Here is a 9,894-nt window from a genome sequence, read left to right as displayed (position 1 = left end):
GCCGGGGTGATGGCCGGGCCGCTGGTCCGCTCCTCCTACCGCGCCGGCCGGCTCTACGCCCAGACCAAGCGCCACCGCGGCGAGGAACTGCCCGCCAACCTCGCGCACCTGGCCGAAGCCGGACCCGCCGCCCAGGAAGCCAGCAGCCTCCTGACGCGCTGAAAGTCGGGGGAATTCCCTGACGAAAGTGCGCCGCGAGCCCGATACCGTGCACGGTAGTTTGAAGGGGTCAGCAGGGGCAAAAGGGACAGGGGATCACACGTGGCGCTGGTAACCGACATCCTGGAATGGCTGCAGGCACTGCCGCAGCCGGCGTTGGTCGGCGCGACCGGCGCACTCGTGTTCGCCGAGTGCACCATCGGGCTGGGCTTCATCGCCCCCGGCGAGTCGGGACTGCTGGTCGCCGCGACCACCGCGAACACCGCGCCGCGGTTCCTGATCCTGTGGGCGGTGGTGGCGGTGTGCGCCACCCTCGGCGACTCGCTCGGGTACGCGATCGGGCGGAAGTTCGGGCCGCGGCTGCGCGAGACCAAGCTGATCCAGAAATACGGCACGGACGCGTGGGACAAGGCGACGGACGTGCTGCACCGCAGGGGCGCGTGGGCGGTGTTCTTCGCCCGGTTCCTGCCGGTGATCCGGACGCTGACGCCGGCCGCGGCGGGCACCTCGGGACTGGAGTTCCGCAAGTTCCTGCCCGCGGCGGCAGCGGGCGCGATCAGCTGGTCGCTGCTGCACGTCAGCCTGGGCGCCGCGATGGGCGAGGCGGCCAAGCGCATCGAGGGCGTGCTCAACACCGGCGGCCTGATCGTGGTCGGCGTGCTGGCCGCCGTCGCGGTCTTCTTCCTGCTGCGGTGGAAGAAGAAGAAGGCGATGGGCAAGCTCGACGAGCGCACCGCGGAGCCCAGCAAGGCCGAGTGACCCGCCGCGCGGGACCTTCCACGAGCGCAGAACTCACCACGGCGAGTTCTGCGCTCGTGCGCGTTCAGCGGGCGGCGGCGATCAGCTCTTCGGCCGCCTGGACGTCCAGGGTCGCGTGCACGCCGAAGTCCACGGCGGTCGCCGGGGCCTGTTCGGCTGGGCGCCGGGGCGCGGCGTGCACGTGCCGCACGCCGGTGGCCTCCAGCACCTGGCGCACGTTGTGCGGCCGGATCCCGCCGCACGCCATCACCGTGACCCGGTCGCCTGCCGCCTCCGTCATCCGCGCCAGCAGCGGCGCCCCCTCGACGGCGGTCGCCGCCTGGCCGGAGCTGAGCACGCGCCGCACCCCCAGCTCCGCCAGCACCTCCAGCGCCACCAGCGGATCCGCGCACACGTCGACCGCACGGTGGAACGTCACCTCGCGGCCACCGGCGGCGGCCACCAGCTCACCCACCACGACCCGGTCGACCTCGCCTGCCGCGGTCAGCGCCCCGACCACGACACCCGCCGCTCCGGCCGCGACCGCGTGCCGCACGTCCGCGAGCATCGCGTCCACCTCGGCAGGCGCGTAGCGGAACCCGCCGTCCCGCGGCCGGATCAGCACGTGCACCCCGGCGCGCGTGCAGCGCGCCAGGGTGGCCGCGAGCAGCCCCGGCCCGGGCGTCAGCCCGCCCAGCGCGCCCGCGGCGCACAGCTCGACGCGGTCCGCGCCGAGCCGGTCCGCCGCGATCGCACCGTCCACAGTGTCCGTGCTCAGCTCGACGAAGGCCACCGCCGAGTAGTACCACGGCTCAGCCGGTCGAGTACCGCCGCGCGACGTCCTCCGCGGTGGACGCGCCGGCCCGCCAGTCCGCGATCCACGGCCCGGTGCCCTCGCTCGGGTCCAGGACACCCTCCTCCAGCCAGGTGAAGGCGCCGTCCATGACCCGGTCGGTGAGGCGGCGGTCCAGGTCGTCGGTGTTGCGCCACAGGCCCTCGAACAACGTCTCGATCCGCACCCGCGCCTGGCGGCAGAACACGTCGGCCAGCTCGTAGGCGGCTTCGCCCTCCCGGACGTCGTCCTCGCGCTGCATCTCCGCCCGCACGCACGCCGCGGACATCGCGAACAGCTCGGCGCCGATGTCGACGATCCGGCCGAGGAACCCCTGCCGCTTCTCCAGCCCCGCCTGCCAGCGCGCCATCCCGTAGAACGTCGAGCGAGCCAGCTTGCGGGCCGTGCGCTCGATGTAACGCAGGTGCGGCGCGAGCTGCCCGAACTCCGCGAACGACGTGGGCACCTGGCCGCGGCCGGTGACCAGCTGCGGCAGCCACTTCGCGTAGAACCCGCTGGCCTTGGCCGCGGCCTTCGCCTTCGCGGGCAGGTCGGCCTCCACGTCGGCGAGCGCCCCGGCGGCCGCCAGGTGCGCGTCCACCGCCTCGCGGGCGATGAGCAGGTGCATGATCTCGGTCGAGCCCTCGAAGATGCGGTTGATCCGCAGGTCGCGCACCAGCTGTTCGACGCCGACCGCCCGTTCCCCGCGCGCCGCGAGCGACTGCGCGGTCTCGTAGCCGCGGCCGCCGCGGATCTGCATCAGCTCGTCGGCGATCTTGCAGGACATCTCGCTGGCGTACAGCTTGGCCAGCGCCGCCTCGATGCGGATGTCGTTGCGGCCCTCGTCGCTCATGTGGCCGGACAGCTCCTGCACGCTCTCCAGCGCGTACGTCGTCGCGGCGATGAACGAGATCTTGTTCGCCACGGCCGCGTGCCCGGCGATCGGCTTGCCCCACTGCACGCGGGCCGCGGACCACTCGCGGGCGATCTTGAGGCACCACTTGCCCGCGCCCGCGCACATCGACGGGATCGACAACCGCCCGGTGTTGAGCGTGGCCAGCGCGATCTTGAGCCCCTTGCCCTCGCCGCCGACGACCGCGTCCGCGGGCACCCGCACCTGGTGGAAGCGGGTGACGCCGTTTTCGATGCCACGCAGGCCCATGAACGCGTTGCGACGCTCCACGGTGATGCCGGGCGAGTCCATCTCGACGATGAACGCGGTGATCCCGCCGCGGTGCCCCTCGCTGCGCGGCACCCGCGCCATCACGACGACCAGTTCGGCGACGACACCGTTGGTGGTCCACAACTTCACGCCGTCGAGGAGGTACCCGCCGTCCTCGGTGGGCGTCGCGGTGGTCGCCAGGCGCGCCGGGTCGGAGCCGACGTCGGGCTCGGTGAGCAGGAAGGCGGTCACCGCGCCCTTCGCGCAGCGCGGCAGGAACTTCGCCTTCTGCTCGGGCGTGCCTGCCAGCTTCAGGGGTTCCGGCACGCCGATCGACTGGTGCGCCGACAGCAGCACGCCCAGCGTCGGGTGGACCGAGCCGAGCAACGCGAGCGCGCGGTTGTAGGCGACCTGGGACAGCCCGAGCCCGCCGTACTCCTCCGGGATCTTGATGCCGAAGCAGCCCAGCTCGGCCAGGCCCTTGACGTACTCGTCCGGGATGCGCGCCTCCCGCTCGATGACGGCGCCGTCGAGGGTTTCGGCGTACTCGCGCAGGCGGGTGAGGAACTGCTCGGCCTTCTTCGCGGCCGCGGGTTCGGCACGCGGGTGGGGGTGGACGAGGTCGAGCCGGAACCGCCCGAGGTAGAGCTCCTTCGCGAACGACGGCTTGCCCCAGCCGCTCTCCCGGGCCTCCTCGGCGACCGCGCGGGCTTCCTTCTCCGTCACCTTCGGCTGATCAACCACCGAACACCTCCTCGGTGCGCCGTCAAGACATTGTGACCAGTGTTACTCACCGGTAGCGCGAACGGAAGCCCCTCGACCGGGGTGGTGAATGCCACCGCGCGTCCGATGGCGGCGCGCGGGGACGCGGAGCACCATGCGAGTGGAGGTGGTCCGATGGCCGAGGTCGACCTGCCCCGCCCGGTCGGGTTCGTGCTCGGCGGGGGCGGCAGCCTGGGTGCGATGCAGGTCGGCATGCTGCGCGCCCTCACCGAGGCCGGGATCCGGCCCGACCTGGTCGTCGGCACGTCGGTGGGGTCCCTCAACGGCGCGGTGCTCGCGCTGGACCCGGACGACGCCGGCGAGCGGCTGCGCAAGACCTGGACGCACATGACCCGCCACGAGGCGTTCCCCGGCGGGGTCCTCAGCCAAGTGCGCACCCTGCGGCACAGCAAGACCCACCTCTTCCCGAACATCGGCCTGGCGACGATCGTCGACGACCACCTCGGGCCGGGCACCACGTTCGAGGACCTCGCGCTGCCGCTGGGCGTCGTCGCGACCGACGTGGACACCGCGGAGGCGCGCCTGTTCACCTCCGGCGACCTGCGGCCGCCCCTGCTGGCGAGCGCGGCGATCCCGGGCATCTACCCGCCGGTCGAGCACGACGGGCGCCTGCTCTACGACGGCGGCCTCGTCGCGAACGTGCCGATGCGGCAGGCGCTGGTGCTGGGCGCGCGGTCGCTCGTGGTGCTGGACTGCGCCTTCCCCGGCCAGATCCCGTCGCCGCCGCAGACGTTCGCCGAGGTGCTGATGTACACGGCGATGGTGAGCATGCGGAACCAGGCCGTGCTGGAGGCGCCGATCGCGGCCGCGGAGGTGCCGGTGGTCTACCTGCCGGGGCCGCGCCCGGTGCGGCTGAGCCCGCTGGACTTCAGCCGCACCGAGGAGCTGACCGACCTCGCGTTCGAGGCCGCGCGGATCTACCTGGACGGCCTGGTGATCGACGGGCCAGGCCTCTACGGCGGCCCCGGGGTCAAAATCGGGTGACGCGGGCCACTCCGGGACAACAAACCGGGTGAGGGCACGTCTATCCGGGCGCGGTAGTTTTGCTTTCTCACCCACTATTTCCCAAAAAGAGACCACATGACAGTCAAGAAGACTTTACCTTTCACCCGCAGCGCGCCGATCGCGGCTGGACTGCTCGCGGTGGCGCTCTTTCTGTCGGCCTGCAGTTCCGGCAATTCGGGCAATGCGAACAACGGCGGCACGGCCGCGCCCGGCACCTCGAGCCAGGCGGCGGCGGTTTCCGTTTCCATCGAACCCGCGAACGGGAAGAACATCAGCCCGGTCACGCCGATCGTGGTGAAGGCGGCCAACGGCACGCTCCGCGACGTGACCGTCCAGAACGCCGCGAAGCACACCACCGTGAAGGGCGAGTTCTCGGCGGACAAGACCACCTGGACCTCGTCCGAACCGCTCGGGTACGGCAGCACCTACACGATCGACGCGCACGGCGCCGACGGCAGCGGCAAGACGGTCGACCAGCAGGGCCAGGTGACCACGGTGTCGCCGTCGAAGCAGGCGAACCCGAACATGATCCCCGCGCCGGCTTCGGTGGCCCAGACCGGTGTCGGGGTCGGGCAGCCCATCGTCTTCCAGTTCAGCTACCCGGTGAAGAACAAGGCGGACGTGGAAAAGCAGCTGTCGGTGGTGTCGAATCCGCCGCAGCAGGGCGGCTGGTACTGGATCGACGACAAGAACGTGCATTACCGGCCCAAGGAGTACTGGCAGCCGGGCACGACGCTGACCGTTTCCGCGAAGATCTACGGTGTCGATTTCGGCAACGGCGTCTACGGCGCGGAGGACCGCACCGAGACCTACCACGTGCACGATTCCTGGATCGCGAAAGCCGACGGCAACACCGAGCAGATGCAGATCCTGCACAACGGCCAGGTGGTGAAGACCATGCCGATTTCGATGGGCAAGGACGCCACCCCGACGCACCTGGGCGCGCACGTCATTTCGTTCAAGGCGCAGAGCTACACGATGGACTCCTGCACCTACGGCGTCTGCCAGGGCGATCCGAAGTGGTACCGGTCCGAGGAGAAGTGGACCGAGCGCATCTCCAACGACGGCGAGTTCGTCCACGAGAACCCGAACAGCGTGGGCGCGCAGGGCAACTCGAACGTGTCGCACGGCTGCATCAACCTCAACGCCGAGAACGCCGAGTGGTTCTTCAACAACCTGGGGCTGGGTGACGTGGTCGAGGTGACCAACTCCGGCGGGCAGCAGCTGCCGGTGTGGGACCTCTACGGCGACTGGGCGCTGTCGTGGGAGCAGTGGCAGCAGGGCAGCGCGCTGAAGTGACCTGTGGTGATCGCGGTTCCGGGGCGGCACGATGGGGGTCATGACTGCCCCGGAACTCGATCACGCGCGACGGCTCGTGGACGGCGCTTCGCGGATCGTCGCGCTCACCGGCGCCGGTGTCTCCACCGATTCGGGCATCCCGGACTTCCGGGGCCCGCAGGGGGTGTGGACGAAGAACCCGGCCGCCGAGAAGCTGTCGCACATCGACGACTACGTCGCCAGCCGTGAGGTGCGTGAGCAGTCGTGGCAGGCCCGGCTCGACCACCCCGGGTGGTGGGCCAGGCCGAACGCGGCGCACCTGGCCCTGGTCGACCTGGAACGGCAGGGCAGGCTGTCGGCGATCCTCACGCAGAACATCGACGGGCTGCACCAGAAGGCCGGGAACTCGCCGGACCGGGTGGTCGAGCTGCACGGCACGATGGCCGACACGATCTGCCTGGCCTGCGACGACCGCCGCGACATGCACGAGACGCTGGACCGCGTGCGGGCCGGGGAGTCCGACCCGGAGTGCGAGATCTGCGGCGGGATCCTCAAGTCCGCGACGGTGTCCTTCGGGCAGATGCTCGACCCGGAGGTGGTGGACCGCGCCCGCGAAGCCGCCGAGACGTGCGACCTGATGCTGGCGCTGGGCACCTCGCTGACCGTGCACCCGGCCGCCGGCCTGGTGGACATCGCGGCGGCCGCCGGGGCGCCGGTGATCATCGCGAACGCCTCCGAAACGCCCTACGACGACGTGGCGACCGTGGTGTTGCGTGAGCCGCTGGGCGAGGTGCTGCCGAAGCTGGTCAGTCGCTGACCGGTTCGCCGTGGCTGGCGATCACCACCGTGGCCACCAGCGCCGCGACGACCAGCGCGGTCAGGTACACCGGCACCGGCGTGAACGACACCGCCAGCGCCAGCACCGCGGCGAGCGGGAAGCCGATCGCGATCGGGCGGCACTCGTTGCGCGGCCCGACGTGCAGCAGCCACACGCTGACCAGGAACACCGCCACGGGCACGGTGGTGGCGAACGCGGCGACCAGCTCGGGCGCGTGGCCGGTGTGGGTCTCGTGGTCCAGCGCGACCTCGATGCCGACGCCGACCGCGGCCGCCGACGTGAAGATCAGGTAGTGGCCGTAGCCCCAGGCGTAGCCGTACTTGAACTGGGCGAGCCGCTGGTGGCCGGGCTGGTCGAAGTACAGCCACCACATGCCGAACACCAGGACCAGCCCGGCCAGCGCGAGGAACACCAGGTTCAGCACGTCGTGACCGGTGTCGATCGCCTCGCGGACCGCGTTCGTCGCGCCGAAGATCGTTTCGCCGAGCACGATCAGCGTGAACAGGCCGTACCGCTCGGCGATGTGGTGGCGGTGCCAGTTGGTCGGCGTGCGGCGCTCGGCCCAGACCGGCACGAGCATCTCGGCCGCGGCGAGCACCAGGAAACTGGGCAGGAACCACGATTCGGGCACCGCGAGCCGCGCGATCCAGCCGGCCTGCACGATCATGATGCCCAGCGCGTACCGCAGTGCCGTGGACCGGCATTCGGGCACGCTCCGGGCGGCCCGCAGCCACTGCGCGACCATCGCCAGCCGCATCAGCACGTACCCGATCACGATGACCGTGAAGTCGTCGGAGAACGCCTTCCCCACGCCGGCGGCGACGACCAGCGCGCCGCCGATCTGCACGAACGTCAGCAACCGGTAGGGGCCGTCGTCGGTGTCGAACGCGGAGGCGAACCAGGTGAAGTTCACCCAGCCCCACCAGATCGCGAAGAACACGAGCAGGAAGCTCAGCACGCCGTGGCCGACGTGGTTCTCCGACAACGCGTGGTGCAGTTCCGCCGCGGCCTGGCCGACCGCGACGACGAAACACAGGTCGAACAACAATTCCAGCGGGGTCGCCGCGCGGTGCTCCTCGTCGCGGTTCCGCGCCGTCATCGGCCGGTACCAGACGCGGTACCGCCGGTTCGCGGGTGCCACGGACATGCCTCGCCCCTCCCGATCGGCTGCTGTCCGCCTCATCCCAGCACACACGACGGGTGGGCCCGGCTCCCCCTCGTCCGGGCCCACCCACGTGGGTGCCTTCCTGCCGCCGTACGATCCCCCGCGGACGCCGACGGTACCGGGCTGGGCGTGACCCTGAGTGTCCGATCTCGAGAGCCCGGAGCGCGGTCCCCATCCCCGGAACCCGCTCCACATAGCCACTGTCCGTAGCTGATCCCCGCACCGTGAAGGCAAGTCAAGGTTTACCCGGTCGCTCTCCGTAGATCTAGCACCTTCGGGGAAGTCTCACTCATATGGAGCAGCAGTTGTGGCGCTGAGTAGTTGATCGTTAGAGGCGCGTGCTCGCCGGGCGCGGAGTTCGGCGATCCCGAGCCCCAGTGCGAAGAGGACAAAACCGACGGCACACAGCAGTGAGACGGCGAGCGCGGCCGGGAAGTCGTTGCCGGACGCGGGGAGGACCGCCCGGAACACCGACGCGAGCACCGCGGTGCCGATCGCCGTGCCGATCCGCTGCCCGGTCTGCAACGCTCCCCCGGCGACGCCGGCCATCCGCGTCGGCACGCACTCCAGCGTCAGGGTCGTGTTGGGCGAAATCACCATGCCGCCCCCGATCCCGGCCACCAGCAGGGGCAACGCGACCACCAGACCGAGGTCCTGCCCCGGTGCGAGCCACGCCAGCAGCGCGACGACACCCAGCCCCAGTGCGACCAGCGACAGGCCGGTGACCGTGAGGCGGCGCCCCCACCGCGCGACGAGCCGTCCCGCCACCGCCGCGGAAACCGCCGCGCCCACCGCGAACGGCGTCACCGCCAGCCCGGATTCCAGCGGCGTGTAACCGAGGCCCTGCTGGAAGAACATCGCGAACACCAGCCAGATCCCGGCGAACCCGCAGAAGTACACCGCGCCGATCACCGCGCCCGGGGTGTAGCCCGGGGTTTCGGTGAACAACCGGACGTCCATCAGCGGCGTGCGCTCGTGCCGCACCACGCGCCGCTCCCAGCGGACGAACGCGAAGCCGAACACGGCCGCGACCGGGAACAACCACCACAGCCGCCGCAGACCGTCCTCTTCGGACTCCACCAGCGGCAGCAGCACGCCCAGCACGGCGAGCCCGAGCAGCAGCACACCGACGAAGTCGATCTCGGACCGCAGCCGCGCGGGACGGCCCTCGGCACGCGGCAGCAACCGCAACGCCAGCACGAACGCGAACGCCCCGATCGGCACGTTCACGAAGAACACCCACCGCCACCCGTGCTCCTCACCGAACACGGCGAGGATGAGACCACCCAGCACCGGCCCGACAGCCGTGGAGATGCCGACGACCGACCCGAACGCGCCGAACGCCTTGCCCCGCTCCGCGCCGCGGAACAGGTCCTGGATCAGCCCGGTGTTCTGCGGCGTGAGCAACCCGGCCGCGCACCCCTGCAGCAACCGCGCGACGACCAGCACCTCACCCGTCGGCGCGGCGCCCGCGAACGCACTCATCGCCACGAACGCCGCCAGCGCGATGAGGAACATCCGGCGCCTGCCCAGGGCGTCGCCCAGCCTGCCGCCGGACACCAGCACCAGGCCGAAAGTGAGCGCGTAGCCCGAGACGACCCACTGCGCGGTGCCGGCGTCGCCGCCGATCCCCTTCTGGATGGACGGCAACGCCACGTTCACGATGCTGACGTCCAGCAGGCCCATGAAACCGGCGGTGAGCGTTACGGCCAGGGCTTTCCAGCGGCGTGGGTCTTGTTGCTGGGTGAGGGTCACTCATCCATGGTGGCTTGTTCGTTGTGGTTGCGCGCGCTACGAGCCGCTACGCGGGTTCTCAATCGTCGGCTTCGCTTCGCTACGCCCCGATTGAGAGGTCCCCTCCCGAACCCGATCTGAAATCGTTCGGTTGCCGAGACACCGCGTCAAGGCGGGAAAGCGTGCCTTGACCCGGTGGC

General features: G+C 70.8%; 9 protein-coding genes and 1 pseudogene. 5 read left to right on the top strand and 5 right to left on the bottom strand.

Annotated elements, in window-relative coordinates; all coding sequences use genetic code 11:
* Both ABZ215_RS41915 and ABZ215_RS41910 read left to right on the top strand, forming a co-directional pair.
* Positions 1–162 (top strand): annotated as a pseudogene (locus tag ABZ215_RS41915) (lipoyl synthase); the annotation flags it as partial.
* A 99-nt stretch (positions 163–261) separates the two neighbouring features.
* A complete protein-coding gene (locus ABZ215_RS41910; RefSeq protein ID WP_345070390.1) occupies positions 262–918 on the top strand; it encodes a DedA family protein in 657 nt (218 codons plus the stop codon).
* A 64-nt stretch (positions 919–982) separates the two neighbouring features.
* Here the strand turns inward: ABZ215_RS41910 and ABZ215_RS41905 are convergent, their stop codons facing one another.
* Together ABZ215_RS41905 and ABZ215_RS41900 are read right to left on the bottom strand one after the other, a co-directional pair.
* The gene (locus ABZ215_RS41905) at positions 983–1,690 is read right to left on the bottom strand and encodes a copper homeostasis protein CutC (protein WP_354956379.1); all 708 of its coding nucleotides are present in this window, start codon (positions 1,688–1,690) and stop codon (positions 983–985) included.
* A gap of 19 nt (positions 1,691–1,709) precedes the next feature.
* Entirely contained in the window at positions 1,710–3,635 is a 1,926-nt protein-coding gene (locus ABZ215_RS41900; protein WP_020423094.1) for an acyl-CoA dehydrogenase family protein, read from the bottom strand.
* A gap of 153 nt (positions 3,636–3,788) precedes the next feature.
* Between ABZ215_RS41900 and ABZ215_RS41895 the strand changes: the two genes are divergently transcribed.
* Positions 3,789–4,658: a patatin-like phospholipase family protein gene (locus ABZ215_RS41895; protein WP_020423095.1), complete on the top strand. Its 870-nt coding sequence runs from the start codon at positions 3,789–3,791 to the stop codon at positions 4,656–4,658.
* Positions 4,659–4,732: 74 nt separating this feature from the next.
* Here ABZ215_RS41895 and ABZ215_RS41890 read toward each other — a convergent pair whose 3' ends face one another.
* Positions 4,733–4,987 carry a hypothetical protein gene (locus ABZ215_RS41890; RefSeq protein WP_354956376.1) on the bottom strand — a complete coding sequence of 85 codons (255 nt, stop codon included), beginning with the start codon at positions 4,985–4,987 and terminating at the stop codon, positions 4,733–4,735.
* Positions 4,988–5,003: 16 nt separating this feature from the next.
* Here ABZ215_RS41890 and ABZ215_RS41885 point away from each other — a divergent pair, with 16 nt between their 5' ends.
* Complete coding sequence (locus ABZ215_RS41885; RefSeq protein WP_237339861.1) at positions 5,004–5,978, top strand: Ig-like domain-containing protein; 975 nt, start codon at positions 5,004–5,006, stop codon at positions 5,976–5,978.
* Between the two features lie 40 nt (positions 5,979–6,018).
* Positions 6,019–6,774: a Sir2 family NAD-dependent protein deacetylase gene (locus ABZ215_RS41880; RefSeq protein WP_020423097.1), complete on the top strand. Its 756-nt coding sequence runs from the start codon at positions 6,019–6,021 to the stop codon at positions 6,772–6,774.
* Here ABZ215_RS41880 and ABZ215_RS41875 read toward each other — a convergent pair.
* The gene (locus ABZ215_RS41875; protein WP_020423098.1) at positions 6,764–7,942 is read right to left on the bottom strand and encodes a low temperature requirement protein A; all 1,179 of its coding nucleotides are present in this window, start codon (positions 7,940–7,942) and stop codon (positions 6,764–6,766) included. The two genes, ABZ215_RS41880 and ABZ215_RS41875, sit on opposite strands and share 11 nt — an antisense overlap.
* A gap of 303 nt (positions 7,943–8,245) precedes the next feature.
* Positions 8,246–9,646 (bottom strand): MFS transporter, encoded by a 1,401-nt coding sequence (locus tag ABZ215_RS41870; protein ID WP_354956381.1) that lies wholly within the window; start codon positions 9,644–9,646, stop codon positions 8,246–8,248.
* Positions 9,647–9,894 lie beyond the last annotated feature (248 nt).

Source organism: Amycolatopsis sp. NPDC006131 (assembly GCF_040614175.1).
GTDB lineage: Bacteria > Actinomycetota > Actinomycetes > Mycobacteriales > Pseudonocardiaceae > Amycolatopsis_E > Amycolatopsis_E tucumanensis.
The sequence above is the reverse complement of the archived record's forward strand: the minus strand, read 5'-3'. Positions and strand labels throughout refer to the sequence as shown.

Excerpts from the sequence above, each read along its gene's own strand:
- ABZ215_RS41870 (WP_354956381.1), bottom strand. The coding sequence starts at position 9,646 with ATGGGCCTGCTGGACGTCAGCATCGTGAACGTGGCGTTGCCGTCCATC.
- ABZ215_RS41895 (WP_020423095.1), top strand. The coding sequence starts at position 3,789 with ATGGCCGAGGTCGACCTGCCCCGCCCGGTCGGGTTCGTGCTCGGCGGG.
- ABZ215_RS41880 (WP_020423097.1), top strand. The coding sequence starts at position 6,019 with ATGACTGCCCCGGAACTCGATCACGCGCGACGGCTCGTGGACGGCGCT.
- ABZ215_RS41875 (WP_020423098.1), bottom strand. The coding sequence starts at position 7,942 with ATGTCCGTGGCACCCGCGAACCGGCGGTACCGCGTCTGGTACCGGCCG.